The organism is Amycolatopsis benzoatilytica AK 16/65 (assembly GCF_000383915.1).
Taxonomy (GTDB): Bacteria; Actinomycetota; Actinomycetes; order Mycobacteriales; family Pseudonocardiaceae; genus Amycolatopsis; species Amycolatopsis benzoatilytica.
This window is the reverse complement of the sequence record NZ_KB912942.1, coordinates 5113254-5134827: the sequence shown is the minus strand read 5'-3', so window position 1 is coordinate 5134827 and position 21574 is coordinate 5113254. Positions and strand designations below refer to the sequence as shown.

16 protein-coding genes and 2 tRNA genes are annotated in these 21574 nt (G+C 69.2%); 9 read left to right on the top strand and 9 right to left on the bottom strand.

Going from position 1 to position 21574, the window contains the following annotated elements:
* Positions 1-98 precede the first annotated feature (98 nt).
* The gene (cimA, locus tag AMYBE_RS0123590; protein ID WP_020661857.1) at positions 99-1763 is read left to right on the top strand and encodes a citramalate synthase; all 1665 of its coding nucleotides are present in this window, start codon (positions 99-101) and stop codon (positions 1761-1763) included.
* A 197-nt stretch (positions 1764-1960) separates the two neighbouring features.
* The gene (locus AMYBE_RS0123585) at positions 1961-2731 is read left to right on the top strand and encodes a fumarylacetoacetate hydrolase family protein (protein ID WP_020661856.1); all 771 of its coding nucleotides are present in this window, start codon (positions 1961-1963) and stop codon (positions 2729-2731) included.
* Positions 2732-3077: 346 nt separating this feature from the next.
* Here AMYBE_RS0123585 and AMYBE_RS0123580 read toward each other — a convergent pair whose 3' ends face one another.
* Positions 3078-4316: an FAD-dependent oxidoreductase gene (locus AMYBE_RS0123580; RefSeq protein WP_020661855.1), complete on the bottom strand. Its 1239-nt coding sequence runs from the start codon at positions 4314-4316 to the stop codon at positions 3078-3080.
* Positions 4317-5210: 894 nt separating this feature from the next.
* Here AMYBE_RS0123580 and AMYBE_RS0123575 point away from each other — a divergent pair.
* The 4 genes from AMYBE_RS0123575 to AMYBE_RS0123560 all read left to right on the top strand — a co-directional run bounded on the left by AMYBE_RS0123575 (position 5211) and on the right by AMYBE_RS0123560 (position 6760).
* Positions 5211-5954 carry an HAD family hydrolase gene (locus tag AMYBE_RS0123575; protein WP_027927929.1) on the top strand — a complete coding sequence of 248 codons (744 nt, stop codon included), beginning with the start codon at positions 5211-5213 and terminating at the stop codon, positions 5952-5954.
* A 49-nt stretch (positions 5955-6003) separates the two neighbouring features.
* Positions 6004-6075: transfer RNA gene (locus tag AMYBE_RS0123570), tRNA-Gln, on the top strand.
* A gap of 88 nt (positions 6076-6163) precedes the next feature.
* Positions 6164-6236: transfer RNA gene (locus AMYBE_RS0123565), tRNA-Glu, on the top strand.
* A 314-nt stretch (positions 6237-6550) separates the two neighbouring features.
* Entirely contained in the window at positions 6551-6760 is a 210-nt protein-coding gene (locus AMYBE_RS0123560; protein ID WP_020661853.1) for a hypothetical protein, read from the top strand.
* A gap of 143 nt (positions 6761-6903) precedes the next feature.
* Here the strand turns inward: AMYBE_RS0123560 and AMYBE_RS0123555 are convergent, their stop codons facing one another.
* The 5 genes from AMYBE_RS0123555 to AMYBE_RS0123535 all read right to left on the bottom strand — a co-directional run bounded on the left by AMYBE_RS0123555 (position 6904) and on the right by AMYBE_RS0123535 (position 13310).
* Complete coding sequence (locus tag AMYBE_RS0123555) at positions 6904-7812, bottom strand: glycine betaine ABC transporter substrate-binding protein (protein ID WP_020661852.1); 909 nt, start codon at positions 7810-7812, stop codon at positions 6904-6906.
* Positions 7813-7846: 34 nt separating this feature from the next.
* Positions 7847-8728 (bottom strand): ABC transporter permease, encoded by an 882-nt coding sequence (locus AMYBE_RS0123550; RefSeq protein WP_020661851.1) that lies wholly within the window; start codon positions 8726-8728, stop codon positions 7847-7849.
* The gene (locus AMYBE_RS0123545) at positions 8721-9896 is read right to left on the bottom strand and encodes a quaternary amine ABC transporter ATP-binding protein (RefSeq protein ID WP_020661850.1); all 1176 of its coding nucleotides are present in this window, start codon (positions 9894-9896) and stop codon (positions 8721-8723) included. The genes AMYBE_RS0123550 and AMYBE_RS0123545 overlap by 8 nt, the downstream gene beginning before the upstream one ends.
* 1676 nt (positions 9897-11572) lie before the next feature.
* The gene (locus tag AMYBE_RS0123540; RefSeq protein ID WP_020661849.1) at positions 11573-12208 is read right to left on the bottom strand and encodes an HU family DNA-binding protein; all 636 of its coding nucleotides are present in this window, start codon (positions 12206-12208) and stop codon (positions 11573-11575) included.
* 400 nt (positions 12209-12608) lie between these two features.
* Positions 12609-13310, bottom strand: coding sequence for an IclR family transcriptional regulator (locus AMYBE_RS0123535; RefSeq protein WP_009074079.1), 702 nt, complete (start codon positions 13308-13310; stop codon positions 12609-12611).
* Positions 13311-13455: 145 nt separating this feature from the next.
* Here AMYBE_RS0123535 and leuC point away from each other — a divergent pair, with 145 nt between their 5' ends.
* From leuC to AMYBE_RS0123520, 3 genes are all read left to right on the top strand, one after another.
* Positions 13456-14880 (top strand): 3-isopropylmalate dehydratase large subunit, encoded by a 1425-nt coding sequence (gene leuC / locus AMYBE_RS0123530; protein WP_020661847.1) that lies wholly within the window; start codon positions 13456-13458, stop codon positions 14878-14880.
* Positions 14881-14903: 23 nt separating this feature from the next.
* Positions 14904-15506, top strand: a complete 603-nt coding sequence (leuD, locus tag AMYBE_RS0123525) for a 3-isopropylmalate dehydratase small subunit (RefSeq protein ID WP_020661846.1) — start codon at positions 14904-14906, stop codon at positions 15504-15506.
* A gap of 242 nt (positions 15507-15748) precedes the next feature.
* Complete coding sequence (locus tag AMYBE_RS0123520; protein WP_020661845.1) at positions 15749-16468, top strand: HU family DNA-binding protein; 720 nt, start codon at positions 15749-15751, stop codon at positions 16466-16468.
* A 965-nt stretch (positions 16469-17433) separates the two neighbouring features.
* Here AMYBE_RS0123520 and AMYBE_RS0123510 read toward each other — a convergent pair.
* From AMYBE_RS0123510 to cofC, 3 genes are read right to left on the bottom strand one after another with little or no spacing between them, the layout of a single operon-like run.
* A complete protein-coding gene (locus AMYBE_RS0123510; RefSeq protein WP_027927926.1) occupies positions 17434-18390 on the bottom strand; it encodes an NUDIX hydrolase in 957 nt (318 codons plus the stop codon).
* On the bottom strand, positions 18387-20804 hold the full coding sequence (locus tag AMYBE_RS0123505) for an RNA degradosome polyphosphate kinase (RefSeq protein WP_020661843.1): 2418 nt from the start codon (positions 20802-20804) through the stop codon (positions 18387-18389). Before AMYBE_RS0123505 ends, AMYBE_RS0123510 begins: the two co-directional genes overlap by 4 nt.
* 55 nt (positions 20805-20859) lie before the next feature.
* A complete protein-coding gene (cofC, locus tag AMYBE_RS0123500) occupies positions 20860-21492 on the bottom strand; it encodes a 2-phospho-L-lactate guanylyltransferase (RefSeq protein WP_020661842.1) in 633 nt (210 codons plus the stop codon).
* Positions 21493-21574: the final 82 nt, after the last annotated feature.

Sequence of the window (21574 nt, the reverse complement as noted above, 5' to 3'; positions counted from 1 at the left end):
ACGCTCCACAAGAGCTACCGGCGCGCAACCTCTCGCACCCATGCGGGAGGTTTTTTTGTTGCCTGAACAAGGTTCTGCCCCGCCACAAGGAGAACACCGTGACCCGCACGGAACCCGCCGGCACGCCGCTCGGCGATGCCTTCCACCTCTACGACACCACCCTGCGTGACGGCGCGCAGCGCGAGGGGATCACCTACTCCGTCACGGACAAGCTGGCGGTCGCGCGACTGCTGGACGACCTGGGGGTCGGGTTCATCGAGGGCGGCTGGCCGGGCGCGTTGCCGAAGGACACGGAGTTCTTTTCCCGGGCTGCCAAGGGAGAACTCGCTCTCAAGCACGCTGCGCTTGTTGCCTTCGGGTCCACGCGCAAAGCGGGTACTACCGCTAACCGGGACCCGCAGGTGCGTGCGCTGCTGGATTCTGAGGCGCCGGTCGTCACTCTGGTGGCGAAATCGGACCTTCGGCACATCGAGCGTGCGTTGCGAGTCGAGGTCGACGAGGCGTGCGCGATGGTGCGGGACACAGTGGCGTTCCTCGTCGGCGAAGGACGGCGAGTTTTCCTTGACGCGGAACACTTCTTCGACGGATACGCGTTCTCTCCCGAAACCTCGTTGCGGGTCCTCGACGCGGCGGCGCACGCTGGCGCGGACGTCCTGGTCCTGTGCGACACCAACGGCGGGCAGCTGCCGCTCGGACTTGCCGAAACCGTCAGGGAAATCAAGGAGAAGACCGGATTCCGGCTGGGAATCCATTGCCAGGACGATACTTCCTGTGCCGTGGCGAACTCTGTCGCCGCGGTTCAGGCCGGCGCGACGCACGTGCAGTGCACCGCGAACGGCTACGGCGAACGGGCCGGCAACGCCGATCTGTTCGCCGTAGCGGGAAACCTCGTGACCAAGCTCGGAATGGAGGTCCTCCCGACCGGAGCGGCCGCCGAGCTCACCCGCGTCTCCCATGCAGTCGCCGAAATCGCCAATCTCGCACCCGACACCCATCAGGCTTACGTCGGGTCGTCCGCTTTCGCCCACAAGGCGGGGCTGCACGCGAGTGCGATCAAGGTGGATCCGTTGTTGTACAACCACATCGATCCGTCTTCAGTCGGCAACAGCATGCGGGTACTGGTCACGGAGATGGCCGGCAGGGCCAGTCTCGAGCTCAAGGGACGTGAACTCGGGGTCGACCTTGCCGGCCGGCCCGACGCGCTGACGAACGCAGTGCGGAAGGTCAAGGAACTCGAATCGGAAGGCTGGTCGTTCGAAGCCGCCGATGCCTCGTTGGAGCTGCTGCTGCGCCGCGAGGTCGAGGAGGACGCGGGCGAAGAACCGGAGCCGTTGCCGTTCGAGCTCGAGTCCTACCGGGTGGTGCTGGACCACCGTCCGGACGGCGCGGTCGTCTCCGAAGCGACGGTGAAGGTGCGCGTCTCGGGCGAGCGGGTCATTTCGACCGCGGAAGGCAACGGCCCGGTGCACGCGCTCGACGCGGCGCTGCGGGAAGCGTTGACGCCCCATCTGTCCTGGTTGGACAGCGTCGAGCTGGCCGACTACAAGGTGCGGATTCTGCCGTCGAACCCGGGTACGCACGCAGTGACGCGGGTGCTTCTCGAAACAAGTGACGGCGAACACGAATGGACCACTGTCGGCGTGCACGGCAGCATCGTCGAGGCGAGCTGGCTCGCGATGTGCGACGCGTTCGCCCACAAGAGTCTGGCGGTGACCTCGGCGGACGCTCCTGCTGACCAGGAGGTGGCTGCGGTGAATGCATGAGGTGCCCACCGCGTCGGGTCCTGTGATGAGCACTCGGGCTGAGCTGCGTATCCCGGCGTGTTCGGCGCAACGGGCCGCGCGTGAGCGGGTCGAGTCGGAGCCGTACGACGGGTCCGTTCGTACGGGACCGACGCGAATGGACCCTTCGCACCTGCGCGGAGTGCGCGCGCTGGGGCGGGGGTACGTAGACTGGCGTCGTGCGTCTAGCTCGTATTGCTCATCCCAGTGGTGTCGCGTTCGCTTCGATCGAGGGTGAAGGCGGCGACGCCCAGGTCCTCGAGATCGCGGAGCACCCGTTCGGCCAACCGACCTTCACCGGCAAGCGCTGGCCGCTGGCCGACGTCCGGCTGCTCGCGCCGATCCTTCCGTCGAAGGTGATCGCCGTCGGCCGGAACTACGCGAAGCACGCGGCCGAGTTCGGCCACGAGGTGCCGGCCGCGCCGATGCTGTTCATCAAGCCGTCGACGACAGTGATCGGCCCGAATGTGCCGATCCGCCGCCCGTCCGACGTCGGCCGGGTCGATTTCGAGGGCGAGCTCGCCGTCGTGATCGGCCAGCCGGTGAAGAACGTGCCCGCCGCCCGCGCGGCGAGCGCGATCCTCGGCTACACGGTCGCGAACGACGTGAGCGCGCGTGAGCTCCAGAAGTCCGACGGCCAGTGGGGCCGGGCGAAGGGGTTCGACACGTTCTGCCCGCTCGGCCCGTGGATCGAAACCTCGCTCGACCCGTCCGACCTGGCTCTGCGCAGCGAGGTCGACGGCGAGTTGAAGCAGGACGGGCGGACATCGGATCTCGTGCACAAGGTGCCCGAACTGGTGGAATTCGTCTCCCGCGTGATGACCCTCCTGCCCGGCGACGTCATCCTCACCGGTACGCCGGAGGGAGTCGGGCCGATCGTCGACGGGCAGTCGGTGTCCATCACGATCGACGGGATCGGCACACTGACCAACCCGGTCCAGGACATCTGACCCCCGCCGCCGGCTCCGTTGCCACTGGGTGGCGACGGACCCGGCGGGTGGTCTAGGGGTGGCCGTCCCGGCAGGTGGTCTGGGGCGTTGCCGTTCGGTGGCGAATCCCTGGTCAAGGCGTGTTCGCTGGTAGCTGGGCCGGTTCGGCCGGGCGGCGGGCGGCACTGTTGCCGCACAGCGGCGAACGCCGAGACGGCGCCGGTCGGATGCAAGCTGGGCGCAGTTGCCTCTTGGCGGCGACAGCGGTCGGCGTCTCTGATCAGGCTGCTGATGGGTGCCATCGAGCGGCTGGCGCGTTCGCGGGCGACGGCGGAAGCGGCCGCTGTCGCGGTGTCTTGCCGGCTGGTTATCGGTTAGCTGGTTCCGCCGGGCGGCGGGCGAATGCGGGCGTGGTTTCCCGGTTGATGCCGACTCCGATGAGGAGTGCCGGAAGGTAGGCCAGTTTCGGGAAGCGCTTCAGGAAAGCGATCATCTGCTCGGGCGGGCCATCGTTATGGCCGGCCATGACGGGGCCCATCACGCGCCGGTGCAGGAGACGCTGCAGACCCTGGACGGCGACGGTCGGCAGGAGGCGGCGTCGGCGGACTGCGGCCAGTTCCTTCTGAGTCGGCCGGCCGTGCAGCAGCGGGTCAGCCAGCAGCCGCGCCGCTGCTACCGCGTCTTGGACTGCCAGGTTGATGCCGACACCGCCTACCGGTGACATCGCGTGTGCCGCGTCGCCGATGCAGAGCAGACCGTCGACGTGCCAGCGCCGCAAGCGGTTGAGGCGGACGTCGAGGACTTTGACATCATCCATCGACTTCAGTTCGTGCACCCGGTCAGCGAACTCCGGGCAGGCTTCGGTGACGTCCTGGCGAAAGTTCTCGATGCCAGCGTCGTCCAGCTTCTTGCCTTTCGGCGTCAGGTACGCGATCTGGTAGTAGCCCTTGCGCGGCAACGGAACCGCGAAGCGGCGGTTGCGCATCCTCGGGATGAGCGTGGCGGTCTCCGTCTCGGCGGCGCGCGAAAGCCGGAACCACCAGACGTCGAACGGCGTGTAGTACTCGTGCGGGGTGAGACCAGCTGAACGCCGGGCCAGTGACCACCGCCCGTCGGCGGCGATCACCAGGTCGGCGGCCAGTTCGCTTTCGGCGCCGTCGGCGGTGCGGTAGCGCACGCCGGTGACCTGGCGGCCCGACCGGAGGAGACCGGTCATTTCGGTTTCCAGGCGCAGGGTGAACGTCGGCTCCTCAAGTGCCGCGTCTGCGAGCAGGTCCAGGAAATCCCACTGCGGGACCATCGCGATGTACGGGCGCGGGACGTCCAGCAGGGACAGATCGGCGATCGTCAGCGTGCCGCCGTCGGGGGTCGGCAAACCCGCGCTGGTGACCTTGGTTTGCGGAAGCGCGTCGAACTTCTCGCCGAGGCCCAGTTCGTCCAGCAACGTGAGCGTGGACGGGTGCACAGTGTCGCCGCGGAAATCGCGCAGGAAGTCAGCGTGCTTCTCCAGCACAGTGACCGTTACGCCAGCCCGGGCCAAGAGCAGTCCCGCCACCATGCCGGCCGGTCCGCCGCCCACGATGACGCATCCGGTGTGTTCGGTCATCTTCCCCAGCTCCTATTTTTCATCACCTGTTGAATAACAGTGAGGATGCACCCAGGGCGGAGGTCGCGTCAAGTCGGCCGAAAGGGGGGACTGGGAGGAAAGGCGGTGCAGCTAAGGCGGGGTAGGGCGAGCCGCGCGAAGCGGCGACGGGCGGACCTGGCATGGGTTGCGGGTGATGAGCTCGAGCGGTCCGAGGGAGGTGCCGGGCGGGTAACACGCCGGAGCGGCGGGTTGGGCTGTTGGCGGACGGAAGGGCGGTGTCGTTCTGGCGGCGAGCGTGTTGCCGAGAAGCGGACGGCGTTGTGCGATCCAGTCGGCGGATGATCGTTCTCGCGGCCGCCTGCGACTGAGCGTGCTTAATGGCGCGCGATTTACGGATGTGGATCTCCTCGGACGAGGGGGAGCTGTCGGCGACGCGGAAAGGCCTGGCTCCGGCATTTTCGGGAAAACGATGGCTGGTTAGTTCGGTGGCGGAACTTGTGATCGCAATCCGGGCCAGTGTTGATCTTTGTGAAGCGAGCGTATGGCGGGAAGTCGTTGGTACGCCGGGGATTTACCGTGCCCTCGCGCGCCGCGTCGAACATCGGCGCGGTGCCGGGCAGTGGCGGTGTGGAATGTGCACGCTTCCGGTGAAGCGTCCCGGAGGGGTGTCTTTCACTCGCTCGGCCGCGTGAGCTGGTGGTGAGCGTCACCGGCTGGCCACTTTGCGCACCGGGGGTAGAGGCGATCCGCCGCAATGGCTGAGCGGTTATCACCTTTTTGGCCGCGTTGCGGAAGCGGCGCGTGCCCTAGCCTCACGGAGTGGATTTCGCCCCGGCCGCTCCGTCGCTGCATCGCACTGCCCCGCCTGCCGTTGCCGGCCGCGAGCTGTGGGTGCCTCCCGAGCTGAGCCTGGTGTGTCTTGACATCGACGACACTCTGATCGACTGCACCGCTGCCATTCGCCGGTCGCTCGCGGTGCTCACTGGGCGGGACGATCTTTGGCCGCTGTGGGACCTGATCACCGAGGAGCACGTCGCGCTCGTGGTCGCCGGGCAGCTCGGCTACGACGTGATGCATCACCGGCGTACCGGGTGTTTCCTTGCCGAGCTGGGGATTCTCGCGGACGCGGAGCAGGTGCGCGCCTTCGAGACGCGCCGGCGCGAGATCTTGGCGCGATCCTGGCGGCTCTTCGACGACGTGCTCCCGTGTCTCGACTGGCTGCGTGCGGCCGGGCTGCGGCTCGCGGCTGTCACGAACGCGTCCGGCGCGCATCAGCGGCAGAAGATCGCGGACCTTGGGCTCGCGCCGTATTTCGACCACGTCGCCATCGCCGGGGAGATCGGCGTCGCCAAGCCTGATCCGGTGATGTTCCAGTCGGTGTGCCTCGCGATGGACTGTCCGCCGGAGCGGGCGGTGCACGTCGGCGACAAACTCGACACCGACGCGATCGGCGCGTTCGACGCGGGCTTCGGAGCGGTCTGGCTCGACCGCGACGGCACGAGCCGCACTGGCGAGCGGGCACCGGACGGAGTGCACACGGTCGCTGGTCTCGACGAGCTGCCTGAGCTGCTGGTTTCGGAATACGCGACGGTCGGCGTGCCAGCTCCGCGGGCGGCGGGGACCCCCGCTGCACAGGTCCGCGGCGGCATGTTCTAGTATTTCTCCTCGTGCGGCACTGACCCGGTCAAACGGGAAAGTACCTCACTGGGGTATGGTGTAATTGGCAGCACGACTGGTTCTGGTCCAGTTAGTCTAGGTTCGAGTCCTGGTACCCCAGCTGCGGAGAGGACCCCCTCTCGGAGGCGAGAAATCGGCTCTGGTAAGTTCTCTCCAGCAAGAAAACCCCGGAAACGGGGAAGTTCCTAGCCCCCGTCGTCTAGCGGCCTAGGACGCCGGCCTCTCACGCCGGTAGCGTGGGTTCGAATCCCATCGGGGGTACAGCAGGCAAAAGCCTCGCACTCGCAAGAGTGCGGGGCTTTTTTGTATTTCCCGTTCCGGCCATTATGGACGGTGTGCTGGGTGGAGTGATTCAGCGCACAGCTGCTCCGACGGCACCGGCGGGCGAGGGTTCGTCGGAGGAAGCGTCCGCGTCAGGTGGCGGACAGGTGCGTAGGCGTGCTGGGCCGGTGACGTGGAGCACTCCTGAATCCGCGGCCGGGGCTGGCTGGCGGTGTGCCGAGCGAAGCGAGCCTCAGACGGCCGGAGCCGGAGCCGGGCACGGCGGACAAGGCGTCAGCGCCTCCGCCCGCGACTTGACCAGTTCGGTCCAGCTCAACCGGCAGATCTGCGGCGACCTCCTGGCCGGCGAGATGATCACGCTGCCGCTGGCCTTGCTCATCCGGTCCGGGCACGGGATCCGGGTGTCCGTGGTGGCGATGAGCGATCCGCTGCTGGGCTATGTCTCGCCCGGCAACGTCTTTTCTCTTGAATCGCAACGGGACCGCTGCTCCTGGACGCCGTGACGATGGTCAGGTCGGTGTCGGTCCTCCCTGCGCTGCTGGCGAAACTGGGAGGCATTTGGCTCCACCGGTTACCGCAGAGGGCGGTCCGGTGCAACGCGACGGCCCCGCGCTCCGGGAGCGCGGGGCCGTCGTGGAAAAGAGCGTCAGAGACCGGCGAACGCCTGGTCCACGAACTGCTTGTGCTGGTCCGCCCACTGTTTGGCGGCGGCCTTCTCCTGGCCCTTCGGGGCCTTCTGGATCGCGTCCTCGAGAGAACCGAGGTCCTCGTCGGACATCTTCAGCTTCTTGGCCACCGCGGCGAGCGCCGGGAAGTCCTTTCCGAAGCCCTTGCGGCCCAGGGCGTGGATCTGCTCGCCCTTGCCCATCGCGCCCTTCGGGTCCTGCAGATCCTTGAGCTGGTAGCGGGAGTAGGCCCAGTGCGGGTGCCACAGCGTGACCACGATCGGCTTCTTCGCCTTGATCGAGCTGTCCAGCGCGGCCAGCATCGCGGTGGTCGACGAGTTCTGCAGGGTCATCGCGCCGTTGAGGCCGTACTGCGGGACCGCGTCCTTCTGGACGATGCCGGTCTCGCCCGCGCTGGCCTCGATGCCGGTGATCTTGCCGCCGAACATGCTCGCCTTGTCCTTGAGGTCGGCGATGCTGTTGACGTCGTTCACATACTGCGGCACGGCCAGGTTGAGAGTCGCCTTGTCGTACCAGGCGCCGAGATCTTCGAGCTTCTCGTGGTACTGGTCCCAGTACTGCTTGTGCGTCGCGGGCAGCCACGAGTCGAGGAACAGGTCGACGTCGCCCTTGGCCAAGCCCGCGTAGATCGGGCCGACGTCGAGCAGTTGCGTCTTGACCGTGTATCCCTTCTCCTCCAGCACCGCCTGGTACAGGTTGGTGAGGGCGACGTCCTCGTCCCAGTTGATGTAGCCGATGGTGACGGTCTTCGCCTGCTGGCTGTTGCCCGATTGGGCCTCCCGGCCGCCGCACGCCGCGGTGAGGCCGACCAGGGCCGTCACGGCGGCGCCCACGGCGAGGATCCGGCCGAAGCGTTTCGTTGTGCGCACTCGTTCGTCCTTTCTGGAGACGGAGGTTGGCGGGTCAGGCGGAAGCCAGCCGCTGCGCCCGGCCGACCGCCGAACGCGCGCCCAGCGCCGAGGTCAGCCGGTCGAGGTAGATCGCCAGCACCACAACGCTGATGCCGGCGTTGAAGCCGAGGTCCAGCTTCAGGCTGGTGACCGCGGCGTACACCTCGGCGCCGAGGCCGGGCGCGCCGACCATGCCGGAGATCACCACCATCGACAGCGACAGCATGATGATCTGGTTGATGCCGGCCATGATCGACGGCATCGCCAGCGGGATCTGGATCTCCCGCAGGATCCGGCCCGGCGGGGAGCCGAACGCCTCCCCGGCTTCGACCATTTCGGGGTCGACCTGGCGGATGCCGAGTTCGGTCAGCCGCACGCCGGGCGGCAGCGAGAACACCACGGTCGCGACGACGCCGGGCACCGGTCCGATGGAGAAGAAGAAGATGACCGGAATCAGGTAGACGAACGCGGGCAGCGTCTGCATGAAGTCCAGCACCGGCTTGACGATCCGGGTCACCGTCTCGTGGCGCGCGGCCGCGATCCCGACCGGGATCGCGATCGCCACCGCGACCACGCCGGACACCAGCACCTGAGACAGCGTCTGCATCGCGGACGGAAACTCGCGCAGGCTGTTGATCAGTGCGAAGCCGATCGCCGCGCCGAGGCCGAACTTCCAGCCGCGCAGCCACCAGCCGAGCGCGCCGAACAGCACCAGCAGGACCGGCCACGGAGCCCAGGTCAGCGCGGAGGAAAGCCCAGTGATCGCGCCGTTGACGACCTTCTCGACGAAGTCGAAGAACGGGCCGATGTTGCCCTGCAGCCAGTCGATGACCGCTTTGAACCAGGTGCCGACGGGAATCTGCGGCAGATCGCCGATAGCGAGACTCTCAGTCATGGGTGCGCACCTCGTCTTCTCCGCCGCTCAGCGTGGTCAGCAGCGCCTCGCCGGTGATCTGGCCGAGCAGTGCGTCCTCCTTGCCGACGACTGCCAGCGGTGCCAGCGCGGACGCGGCGCTGCCGAACAGGTCGGCCATCAGGGTGTCCGGCGCGGTCCTCGCCGCGTTGCGGTCCACCGCTCCGGCGATCGTGTCCGCGCCGCTTTCGACGGCCTCGGTCACCGCGCTCAGCGTGACCGAGCCGGCGAATCGCGCGTTCTCGGTCACCAGTACGCCGGTAAGTTCGTTCCGGCGCATCGTTTCCCGCGCTTGCGCGGGCGGATCGGCGGTGGTGAAGGTGATTTTCGCGGGTGCCATGACCGCCGCGGCGGTGAGCACCCGAGTGCGGTCGACGTCGCGCACGAACCTCGCGACGTATTCGTCGGCCGGGCTGGTCAGCATCTCCTGCGCGGTGGCGACCTGGACGATCCGGCCATCGCGCATCATCGCGATCCGGTCGCCGAGCCGCATCGCCTCGTTCAGGTCGTGCGTGATGAAGACGATCGTCTTCCCGAGCTGGCGCTGCAGGACCAGCAGCTGGTCCTGCATTTCCTTGCGGATCAACGGGTCGAGCGCGCTGAACGCCTCGTCCATCAGCAGGATCTCGGTGTCCGCGGCCAGCGCGCGGGCGAGGCCGACGCGCTGGCGCATCCCGCCGGAAAGCTGACCGGGCAACCGGTCCTCCCAGCCGGTGAGGCCGACCATTTCCAGCGCTTCGGCGGTGCGTTCGGTTTGCCGTTCGCGCGGCGCGTTCTGCACGCTCAGCCCGTAGGCGACGTTCTCCGCGACAGTGCGGTGCGGGAACAGCGCGAAATGCTGGAACACCATGCTCATCCGCCGCTGGCGCAGCTCGCGCACCTGCCCGGCGGACCTGCCGGTGAGGTCGGTGTCGTCCACCAGCACCCGCCCGGACGTGGCCGGCAGCAGTCCGTTCAGCGTCCGCAGCAGGGTGGACTTGCCCGAACCGGACAGTCCCATCACCACGAAGATCTCGCCGCGCTCCACGGAGAACGAGGCGTCGATCACGGCCGCGGTCGCCCCGCCCAATTGGCTGCGGTCGGCGCCGTTCTCCAGCTTGGCCACCGCCGCTTCGGCCTCGCGGCCGAACACTTTGTACAGCTTCTCCACACGAACTATCGGCACAGTCTTCTCATGTTTTCGCACTCGGGATCCTTGCCGGGCGACATGATTGCATAGACCAACACTCGGCGGAGGCGATCGCGCGACCGGTTCACCGTTCGCGGCCGCTTTTCGTGGCCCGGCACCTACTTTCGCGGGCGCGCCGCGCCCGGGCGCGCGAGGTTGCCGCCGCAGTCCGGAAAAGCGGGTGTGCGCTGGCGAAACCAGCCCGTATTCGGCGGTTCGCCCGGGTGCGCGAGGGCCGGGCGCGACAACCGGTGGTCACGTTCGGGTAACAACCGGAGAGTCCGTTGTGGACACAGCGCGGCCCGGGTGACCGCGGACACCCGGGCACCACTCATTGTGCCGGACCGGACACGGCAAGGAAACCCGGCGGTTGCCGGAATCCGGCGCGTGCGGCATCGTGGCGGAAGGTCCCTCGGAACGCCGGGCGAGCCGCCCGCACCCGGTCGGGGCGACGGGCCAGTCGTCGCGCCCGCAGCCGGAATGGCTGATCCGGCCAGGGAAAATCCGCTGGTCGAAAAGACTCTTCCGGCCGTCCTGCGCGCTCAGCAGCGGACTGGGACAATGCTCGATCTTCCGTGCGGCAGCTCAGATGAGCGGGCCGGGCACCGGGATTCGGTGCCGCGCTGGGGTGTTCGAGTTCACCCGGCCAGGCGGCCAAGCACGCCAACGGATCTTGGCGCGGAACAGGGCTCTCGGGTTGACCGGTGCCCCGGTGGATCCGCGGCGCGACGGCCGACGCCGGGAACTGGACCGGAAGCATGATCTGGTGCGGAGGTCCGGGATTCGCCGGTTCGGCCAGCAGCGTCGGGTCGCGGCGGTCGCCGGAGCGAACCCCGCGTTCGGGCGTCCGAAGAGTGGCGCCGGGCATACGTGTTGCGGATCAAGCGTCTTCGGCCAGCCTCGTGGCCGGACTGCGCCTGGACGCCGAAACGCTTTTTCGCGGCTACGAAATCGGACTCCGGCGGGCAGACGGCCGGAGTGCGGCTGCCCGTCGACGGCTGGGCGGCTCAGTGCGTGGAGGCGGGTGCAACGCGGGCGGCGGCTGGGGGCGGCGTCGGTGACCGCGATGGCGAGATCGCTGCAGGGGCTCAGCTGCCGGATCGGGCTGTCGGGCAACTCAGGCCCGTTGCGACGGCCGGGGATGTCGTTGGTGGACTGGAGTCTGGGCAGGCCGTACGGGGGCGGACGCGGGCTGCTGGTGCTGCCTAGTGCGGTCGAATGCTGAGGAGGACGGCGACAGCGCCGCGTGGGGGAGGCGGCCACGGGGCGATGCCGAGGCGGGTCAACGGGCACAGCCTTCGGCGCGGCGAAGCGCGGCAACTCGTTCGGGACTCGGCCCTCTGAGATGCGGTGGCGGCCAACAGCCTCCGCGAATTCAGGGAGGCGCGGGCGGGAGACGAAGGCTCCCCGGGGAGGAGCAGGCAGCCGAGAGCGGTGCGTTGGCGGGCCAGCGGCGGGCTAGGCATAACGGGGCTAGGCATAACCAGCAAGGGGCGGCAGGTTCGCTCAGTGAGCAGTCGAGGCGGGCGGCCGATGCCGCTGTGAGCCAAGCATCCCAGCCTTCTCTGGCAACCAGGCGAAACCGGGTGCAGATGCGACAAGCCCCGCCCGGGGAGAAGCCGGGCGGGGCTTGTCGGTGAAAATCCGGAGAACCGGAGTTACTTCTTCTTCGCGGCCGAGGTGCGCTTGGCCGGGGCCTTCTTCGCGGTCGCCGTGGTCTTCTTGGCGGCCGGCTTGGCGGCGGCGGCCTTGGTGGCCCGCGTGGTGGTGGCCTTGGCCGGGGCCTTGGCGGCGGCGGCCTTGGTGGCGGTCGCCTTCGCGCGGGTGGTGGTGGCCTTCGCCGCGGTGGCCTTGGCCGGAGCCTTGGCCGCGGTGGCGCGGGTGCGGGTGGCGGCCGGCTTCGCAGCGGTGGCGCGGGTGCTGCGGGTGGCGGTCGTCGCGGTGGCGCGCGTCGCGGTGGTCTTCGCGGCGGTGCCGGCGGTCGCGCGCTTGACGGCGGTCGCCTTCGGCAGCTTCTTGGTACCGGAGATCACGTCCTTGAACGTGGTGCCGGCCCGGAACGCGGGCACGTTGGTCTTCTTGACCCGCACGGCTTCGCCGGTGCGCGGGTTGCGCGCGGTGCGGGCGGCACGGGCGCGCTTCTCGAAGACGCCGAAGCCGGTGATGGTGACCTTTTCGCCCTTGTGGACGGTGCGGATGATGATGTCGACGAGACCGTCGACGGCTTCCGCGGCAGCCTTCTTGTCGCCAATGCGCTCGGACAGAGCTTCGATCAGCTGGGCCTTGTTGGCCATTCCAGTTCCTCCAACCAGAACTTATTTTTCACGGCCATGCAGGCCGAACGAGGCCATTATCACCCATGGGCTTGGCAAGTCCAATCGGGACCTGCCCTTTTTCGTTGCCGCGCCCTGGGATCGGGGTCGCCCGGACGGGTCGGCCGGGCGGCTTTCTTTCACTGGCCGGAAGACCGGCGAGAGTGCTTGCGGCACCGGCAAAGTCGCATGTAGACACCCGCTGTCCTGCGGTTTTGCCTGTTCTTAGGGTTTGCCGAAGGCTCCGGCGACGGGCCGGCGCGGCACCTTCGGGACTGTTTGACGGTCTACTGAGGACGATCGAAAACCGCGCGAAAAAGGCCGCCTCCCACCGGCGTGGCGGGGGAGGCGGCCGAGGCGGGCGCGTGGTGGGAGCCGTCGGTCAGAGACGTTCCTGGAGCGCGTCGGCGGCGGCGAGGAGATCGGCCGCCCACCGCGCGCCGGGTTTGCGGCCGATGCGCTCGATCGGGCCGGACACCGAAACCGCGGCGACGACCGTGCCGGAGGAATCGCGCACCGGGGCCGAAACGCTCGCGACGCCCGGTTCCCGCTCCGCGACGCTCTGCGCCCAGCCGCGCCGGCGCACCTCGAGCAGAGTCCGCTCGCCGTAGACCGCGTCCGCGAGGATGGTCCGCTGCGTGTGCGGATCCGACCACGCGGCAAGGACCTTCGCGCCCGAGCCGGCCGTCATCGGCAGCCGGGAACCGATCGGGACGGTGTCGCGCAAGCCGCTCGGCGGCTCCGCGGTCGAGACGCACACGCGCTGGACGCCGTCGCGCCGGTAAAGCTGCACGCTTTCGCCCGTGATGTCCCGGAGCTTCGGCAGCACCGAGCTCGCCGCGTCGAGCAACGGGTCGGTCGACCCGCCCGCCAGTTCGGCGAGCGCGGTGCCCGGCCGCCAGCGCCCGTCCGGGCCGCGCCGCAACAGGCGATGCACTTCGAGTCCGACCGCGAGCCGGTGCGCGGTCGCCCGCGGCAGCCCGGTGCGCGTGCAGAGTTCCGCCAGCCCGCACGGGTCCTCGGCGACGGCCTGCAGCACCGCCACGGCTTTGTCCAGTACTCCGATACCGCTATGCTGTCCCACGACGCGATACTATCTTCCCGTAGTGTGGGAAGTCCAGAATCTGGGAAAACCGAACCCGGGCTGCGTGCGCACGCGGCTCTTCTCCCGCAGAGGCGGCGACGCTCGAGTTCCGTGGTCCCGGCCGATCCCGTGGAAGGAGCCGGAGATGACCAGCCCCACCGGCAAGGCTCGTACGCTGGCGGAGAAGGTGTGGGACAGCCACCTCGTGCGCCGAGGCGAAGGCGCCGAACCGGATCTGCTCTACATCGACCTGCACCTGGTGCACGAAGTGACCAGCCCGCAGGCGTTCGACGGACTGCGCCTGGCCGGGCGCCCGGTCCGCCGCCCCGACCTCACCATCGCCACCGAGGACCACAACGTCCCCACCGTGGACATCGACCTGCCGATCGCCGACCCGGTGTCGCGCACCCAGGTCGACACGCTTCGCCGCAACTGCAAGGAGTTCGGCGTCCGGCTGCACCCGATGGGCGACGCCGAGCAGGGCATCGTGCACGTGATCGGCCCGCAGCTCGGGCTGACCCAGCCAGGCACCACGGTGGTGTGCGGCGACAGTCACACCTCCACCCACGGCGCGTTCGGCGCGATGGCGTTCGGCATCGGCACTTCCGAGGTCGAACACGTGCTCGCCACCCAGACGCTGCCGCTGCGCCCGTTCAAGACGATGGCAATCAACATCGACGGCGCGCTGCAGCCGGGCGTCACCGCGAAGGACGTGATCCTCGCCGTCATCGCGAAGATCGGCACCGGCGGCGGCCAGGGATACGTCCTGGAGTACCGCGGCAAGGCCATCGAGGGCCTGTCGATGGAAGCCCGGATGACCATCTGCAACATGTCGATCGAGGCGGGCGCGCGGGCCGGCATGATCGCGCCGGACGAGACGACCTTCGAGTACCTCAAGGGCCGTCCGCACGCGCCGCACGGCGAGGACTGGGACGCCGCGGTGGCGAACTGGCGCGAGCTGCGCACCGACGAGGGCGCGCAGTTCGACGCCGAAGTGCACCTCGACGCGGACGAGCTGACCCCGTTCGTGACGTGGGGCACCAACCCGGGCCAGGGCCTGCCGCTGGGCGCCTCGGTGCCGGACCCGGAGGCCATCGCCGACGAGAACGAGCGCTTCGCCGCCGAGAAGGCGCTGTCCTATATGGATCTGAAGCCGGGCACGCCGCTGCGCGAGGTCGCGGTGGACACGGTGTTCCTCGGCTCGTGCACCAACGGCCGGATCGAGGACCTGCGGGCCGCGGCGGAGGTGCTGCGCGGGCGGAAGGTGGCCGATTCGGTCCGGATGCTCGTGGTGCCCGGTTCGATGCGGGTGCGCAAGGCCGCCGAGGAGGAGGGGCTGGACAAGGTCTTCTCCGCAGCCGGAGCCGAATGGCGGCAGGCGGGCTGCTCCATGTGCCTCGGGATGAACCCGGACCAGCTCGCCCCCGGCGAGCGCAGCGCCTCCACCTCCAACCGGAACTTCGAGGGACGGCAGGGCAAGGGCGGGCGCACGCACCTGGTGTCGCCGCTCGTGGCCGCCGCCACCGCGGTGCGCGGCACGCTGTCCTCGCCCGCCGACCTGACCGCCTGACCTGAGGGAGAGGAGCTACCACCATGGAACCGTTCACCCAGCACACCGGCGTCGGGGTCCCGCTGCGCAGGTCCAACGTGGACACTGACCAGATCATCCCGGCCGTCTACCTCAAGCGAGTGACCCGCAGCGGGTTCGAGGACGGACTGTTCGCCGCCTGGCGCGCCCAGGAGGACTTCATCCTCAACTCCGAGCCGTTCAAGAACGGCTCGGTGCTCGTCGCCGGGCCCGATTTCGGCACCGGCTCCTCCCGCGAGCACGCGGTGTGGGCGCTGATGGACTACGGCTTCCGGGTCGTCATTTCGTCCCGCTTCGCGGACATCTTCCGCGGCAACTCCGGCAAGGGCGGCCTCGTCGCCGCGCAGTGCGAGCAGTCGGACGTCGAGCTGCTCTGGAAGCTGCTGGAGAACGAGCCGGGCACCGAGGTCTCGGTCGACCTCGAAACCAAGACCGTGCGGGCCAAGGACTTCACCGCGCCGTTCCAGATCGACGACTACGTCCGCTGGCGGCTGCTCGAAGGGCTCGACGACATCGCCCTGACCTTGCGCCACGCGGGGGACATCGACTCCTTCGAGTCGGCGCGCCCCTCCTGGAAGCCGAAGACCCTTCCCGTGGTCACTTCCTGACCTGCTCCGCCGGCCGGGATTTCCCTGCTCAGCAAGGGAATCCCGGCCCCGCGGACCCCCTCGTCGCCCACGCCGAACGGCGCCTCCCCGGCCGGTAATCCAGTCCCTGGGGAGGGCGGAACAGTTCCCGCCGCAAGGGAAAGTTTCGCCTGCCGTTTGGAATTTGTGCTGTCTTGGTAATACCGTGTGCGTTAGTCGGCCGACCGGGCCGTGGACGATGAGTTCCTTCTTGGAGGACTGGAATGGCCAACAAGGCCCAGCTGATCGAGGCGCTGTCGGAGCGCCTGGGCGACAAAAAGGTTGCTTCGGAGGCCGTCGACGGTCTCGTCGACATCATCATCCGTACGGTCAACAAGGGCGAGAAGGTGAACATCACCGGCTTCGGTGTGTTCGAGAAGCGCGCTCGCGCCGCCCGGACCGCGCGCAACCCGCGTACCGGCGAAGCCGTCCGCGTGAAGAAGACGAACGTGCCGGCATTCCGCGCCGGAACCACGTTCAAGGACGTGATTTCGGGTAGCAAGAAGCTGCCGAAGGCCACCGCGGTCAAGCGCGCCGCCGGCACCGCCACGACGCGCGCGACCAGCACTCGCGCAGCGGGGACCACCGCCACCCGCGGCACCCGCGCCGCCGCTGCGAAGCCGGCCGCGACGCGGACCCGCGCCACGGCGGCGAAGGCGCCGGCCAAGGCCACCGCCGCGAAGACGACCGCTGCCAAGGCCCCGGCCGCCAAGACCACTGCGGCCAAGGCCCCGGCGAAGGCGGCGACGACGAGGACCCGGGCGACGGCTGCCAAGACGACCGCGGCCAAGGCCCCGGCCAAGGCGGCCACGACGACGCGGGCGAAGGCCGCTGCCAAGCCGGCGGCGAAGCGGGCGACTGCCACCACCGCGGCGAAGAAGACCACCGCGGCGGCGGCGAAGAAGGCCCCGGCCAAGCGCACCTCGGCTGCTCGGAAGAAGTAGCCGCGAGCTTTCGCGCGGATGCTTCACGGCAGGGCCCCGACCTCGAACGAGGTCGGGGCCCTGCCGTGTGGTGCGGGCAATCGGGAGCTCGGCGGGGATTGCGGACGGGACAACAGATCTTCGTGGACCGCCCGGACCTGCGGTTGGCCGCTCGGCGGCGTTCGGGAGCAAGGTCGGCTAATGGCAGCAGGAAAGGGCTCGGCGGGGTAGCCAGGCGGTATTCGGCGAGGGCGGAATGGTCGTTCCGACGGTGCCGGGAGGGCAATAATCGGGCGGGGAAAGATCTCGCGGAGGCGGTTGTCCGGCTAATGCGGGCAGTCGGCTAAACGTCCGCACGGCGCTAATACCGGACTGGGGTAAAGCCAGGCGGCCTGTCTCCGGGGGTCGGTTTTGCCGGCCCCCGCCCGGGGGTAAATCCTGAGTCTGGCTAACCAATTTCGGGTGTGGTCCGGCGAATGATGGATTGGTGTCCGATTCCGGACGGGGCGGAGCCGAATGCGGAGGCTGCCTAGCCCGGCCAGAGACCCGGATGCGGAGGCCGGAATCCCGGCGTGCGCGCCGGAACGAGGTCGCCGGTGCCTGGAGGGGCCGGATGCGGGATCGGGCTGCTGGCGGCGGTTGTGGAGCGTGGGGGCGGCTCTCGCACTGCGTCGCCGGGGCGCAGTTGCTGGCCCTGGCATAGCGTTGCCGGGGCGCAGCTCCTGGTGCCGGAAGCGGTTTGCCGGGCGCGGCGGCTGGTGCCGGAACCGGGATGGCAAGCGGTGGCTGGTGCTCGAACCGGGCTGCCAAGCGGCAACGGCTCAGGCCGGCGGCGAGCAACCGGCCGCGGCTTCCGGCAGAGAAGGACCCAGCAGCGGCAAGGACCGCGAGCGCATGCCCGAGCAGAGCTTCCGCCGCGACGGGCGCGAAGGGGCACCCAGCGTCCAGTACCGCCCGCAGCACGCCGGGCCGGGAAACGCGAGGACTCAGGACGCCGCGGGCGCCGGAGCGGGCAGCGGGCTGGGGTAGTAGTCCGCGCCGACCAGGACCGGGCCGGCCGGATCGTCAGTCCTGCTCTGGAACGAAAGCACCCACACAGACCCCTTCTTGCTCGGCACCACGCCGTCTCGCGCGGCGGGCAGATCGACTCCGTCGCGGTCCGCCAGTGCGCTCACCAGGTCCGGGATCACCCCGCCCTGGCTGCTGATCAGCGGCGTCCCGCCAGCCGCGACGATGTCCAGCAGGCGGTGGATGCCCAAAGCCGGATCGGGCCAGTAGCCCTCTTCCGACAGCAGCGGCTCGTGCTGCACCTCGGTGCGCAGCGCATCCGCGATGGCACCGACCGTCTGCACGCAGCGCAGTCGCGGGGCGGAGAACACGCGGTCCGGGCCGAAAAGCGGCAGGAGGTCGCGCAGTGCGGCGGCTTGGCGCTGGCCAGCTTCGGAGAGCGGACGGAGATCGTCGTCGCCCGTCCAGTCTTCCCGTTTTCCCGCCTTCGCGTGGCGCACCAGCAGCACCGTCGTCTGAGCGGGCGGCAGCGCGCAGAATTCGCGCAGCACCCGCACATCCGCTGGGTGGGTGAGCAGCTGCTCGGCCGCGCGCGCGTCGAGCCAGCGGAGTTCGTCGACTTCCGCGTTGGGCTCGAACGCGCCGGACTCCGCCTCGCCGCTGAAATAGTCGACGCGCTTCTTCAGCAACCGGCCGTTGTCGCGGGACGGCACGTCGTAGGTCGTCTGCGCCACGTAGCGGCCCAGCACGGCGCGAAAGCCGGTCTCCTCGGCGATCTCGCGCACCGCGGTAGCCGCGACAGTTTCGCCCGGGTCGACCTTTCCCTTGGGCAGCGACCAGTCGTCGTAGCGCGGCCGGTGCACGAGCCCGACCTCGAACGCGGCCCCGGCGCGACGCCACAGCACGGCGCCAGCAGCCCGGACGTCAACGCTCATCCGACAGCCCCATGCAGCTTCGCGAGTTCGAGCTGGTGGTCGCGGACCTGCGAACCAGCGGCCGGGAACGGCTGCCATTCGCCGGACGAGCTGAGCACCCAGCATCGGGTGTGCGGGTCGAGCGCGGAGTCGAACACCGCGTCCAGCTGGTGGGTCAGCTTCGGGTCCTTGACCCGCACCAGAGCTTCGATCCGGCGGTCCAGGTTGCGGTGCATCATGTCCGCGCTGCCGATCCAGTGCGTGCCGCCGGCGCGGAAGTTGAACACCCGGGAGTGCTCCAGGAACCGGCCGAGGATCGAGCGGACGCGGATGTTCTCGCTCAACCCCTCGACGCCCGGCTTCAGCGAGCAGATCCCGCGCACCACCACGTCGACCGGCACGCCGGCCTGCGACGCGTGGTACAGCGCGTCGATCACCTGCTCGTCCACCAGCGAGTTGCACTTGATCCGGATGCCCGCTTCGAGCCCGGCGCGCGCCAGTTCGATCTCCTCGCCGATCGCACGCACGATGCCGCGGCGGATGCCGTGCGGCGACGTGAGGATCGTGCGGTAGGTGTCCTGGCGCGAGTAGCCGGTGAGGACGTTGAACAGGTCGGTGATGTCCGCGCCGATGTTCGGGTCCGCGGTGAGCAGGCCGAGGTCTTCGTACAGCCGCGCGGTCTTCGGGTTGTAGTTGCCGGTGCCGATGTGGCAGTAGCGGCGGATCGTCGAACCCTCCTGCCGTACCACCATCGACACCTTGCAGTGCGTCTTCAAGCCCACCAGGCCGTACACCACGTGCACGCCCGCGCGTTCCAGCGTGCGCGCCCAGGTGATGTTGGCCTGCTCGTCGAATCGCGCCTTGATCTCCACCAGCGCCACGACCTGCTTGCCCGCTTCGGCTGCGTCGATCAGGGCGTCCACGATCGGCGAATCGCCCGAGGTCCGGTACAGCGTCTGCTTGATCGCCAGCACCTTCGAGTCGGCCGCGGCCTGTTCGATGAAGCGCTGCACGCTCGTGGAAAACGAGTCGTACGGGTGGTGCACCAGGACGTCGCCTTCGCGCAGCGTCGCGAACACGCTCTTCGGCGTCTCCCGTTCCCCGAACGCCGGGTGCGTCGCGGGCACGAACGGCCGGTCCTTCAGTTCCTTGCGATCCACGCCGGACAGCTGGAACAGGCAGGTCAGGTCGAGCAGCCCGGGGACCTCGACCACGTCCTCCGGATCCACCTCCAGCTCGCGCAGCAGCAGTTCGAGCATGTGCTCGCTCATGTCCTGCGCCACTTCGAGCCGCACCGGCGGGCCGAACCGGCGTTGCGCCAGCTCCCTCTCCAGCGCCTGCAGCAGGTCCTCGTCGCGGTCTTCCTCGACTTCGAAGTCGGCGTTGCGGGTGACCCGGAAGATGTGGTGCTCGGTCACCTCCATGCCGGTGAACAGATCGCTCAGGTGCGCGGAGATCAGTTCCTCGAGCGGGAGGAAGGTGGCCGACCGGCTGCCGCGCTCGGTTTCGACGCGCATCAGCCGCGGCACGTTGCTCGGCACCTTCACCCGGGCGAACCGCTCGGTGCCGCCCTGCGGGTCCCGCACGGTGACCGCGAGGTTCAGCGACAGCCCCGAGATGTACGGGAACGGGTGCGCCGGGTCGACCGCGAGCGGCGTGAGCACCGGGAAGATCTGCTCGGAGAAGTAACTCGACAGCCGGAGCTGGGCCGCGCCGGCCAGGTCGGACCAGCCGACGAGCTGGATGTCCTGCTCGGCCAGTTGCGGGCGCAAGTGGTCCTCGAACGCGGCGGTATGCCGCTCGACCAGGTCCTGGTTGCGCTTGGCGATGTAGTCCAGCTGTTCGCGCGGAGTGAGCCCGTCCGCGCTGCGCACCGACAGGCCGGTGCCGTCGCGCCGCTTCAGCCCGGCGACCCGCACCATGTAGAACTCGTCCAAATTGGACGCGAAAATGGCGAGGAACTTCGCCCGCTCGAGCAGCGGCTGCGATTCGTCCTCGGCCAGCGCGAGCACGCGGGCGTTGAAGTCGAGCCAGGACAGCTCGCGGTTGAAATAGCGGTCGTCGGGCAGCGTCTCGACTGCCGTGGGCGCGGAAGTGACGGCGGGCGGGGCCGACGGGACGGCTCGGAATTCCTCGCCGGTCTCGGTCGTGGTCCGGCGCGAGCGCGCCGGGGTCTTGGCCGCAGCCGGCGGCGCGGCGGGTTTGCGCAGCGCGCTGGACGCGGCGGCTTTGCGCTTGGCCGGCTTAACATTCTGCTCCGCCGACGCCGAGCTGGATTTGGCCCGCCGGGTGGTGGCACCGTCGGAGTCGCCGCGTGCGGACGTCTTCGCGGCGGTGGTGCGCCGGGCCGGGGCCGGGCCGCCGTCGCTCTTCGCCGCGCCCGTCCTGCGCCGCCGGGCCGGGGTACTGCCGTCTTCTGTGCTCACGGTGCCCATTGTTCACTACGAAGCCACAGTTTGCGCAGGCCGCGATGAAGGTCGCGTGAACACGTCAGCGCAATTGTGCCCGTTCGGCCGGGAGCAATGCCGCGGTGCGCTTGCCGAGACCGAGTGCGGCGGCGTGGCGGAGATCATCTTCGGTGTCCACGTCGCTGCGCAGCGACGGCAGCTCGCGGGTGAGCGGGATCGCACCGGAAGCTTGGTGCAGCGCCGCGGACCCGGGGCCGAACTGCGGGTCGAGCGGCTCTCCCGGAGCGGAGAGCAGGAGCGTGGTCCCAGTGCCCTGGCGGTCGACGACCACCGCGCGGCGCCCGGCCGCATCGGACAGCGCCTGTGCCAGATCCACCGCGCGCAACGCGGGCAGATCCGCTTGGAGCGCGCCGACCACGCCGGACGGCGTGTCCGCGCGCACTAGCTCCGCGCCGTGCCGCAAAGCCTCGTTGAGCCCGCCCCCCGCCGGTTCCGTGACCAGCTCGACGCCGAGACCGGCCAATTCGGACAACGCCGCCGGATCGGAGGTGACCACGAGCACCCGCCGGATCCCGGCGGCCGAGGTGACCGCCGCCAGCGTGTCGCAGGCCAGCGCCAGCACCAGCTCGGCGTGCCGCTGCGCGGCGACCGCGCCGCGCAGCCGGGACTTGCCCGTGCTCGGGTGCTTCAGAGGCATGACCAAGTCCGCGTCCACCTGTCCATCTTTACCCGAAACCCCTGCCCGGGGTCGTGAGTGCACCCTCGCTGGACTGCGCGAACCGGCGCGCGGCAGGATC

Bases quoted from the DNA above. Each gene is read 5' to 3' on its own strand.
- AMYBE_RS0123550 (WP_020661851.1), bottom strand. From the start codon at position 8,728: ATGACTGAGAGTCTCGCTATCGGCGATCTGCCGCAGATTCCCGTCGGC.
- AMYBE_RS0123510 (WP_027927926.1), bottom strand. From the start codon at position 18,390: ATGAGCGTTGACGTCCGGGCTGCTGGCGCCGTGCTGTGGCGTCGCGCC.
- AMYBE_RS0123540 (WP_020661849.1), bottom strand. From the start codon at position 12,208: ATGGCCAACAAGGCCCAGCTGATCGAAGCTCTGTCCGAGCGCATTGGC.
- leuC (WP_020661847.1), top strand. From the start codon at position 13,456: ATGACCAGCCCCACCGGCAAGGCTCGTACGCTGGCGGAGAAGGTGTGG.
- leuD (WP_020661846.1), top strand. From the start codon at position 14,904: ATGGAACCGTTCACCCAGCACACCGGCGTCGGGGTCCCGCTGCGCAGG.
- AMYBE_RS0123520 (WP_020661845.1), top strand. From the start codon at position 15,749: ATGGCCAACAAGGCCCAGCTGATCGAGGCGCTGTCGGAGCGCCTGGGC.
- AMYBE_RS0123580 (WP_020661855.1), bottom strand. From the start codon at position 4,316: ATGACCGAACACACCGGATGCGTCATCGTGGGCGGCGGACCGGCCGGC.
- AMYBE_RS0123505 (WP_020661843.1), bottom strand. From the start codon at position 20,804: ATGGGCACCGTGAGCACAGAAGACGGCAGTACCCCGGCCCGGCGGCGC.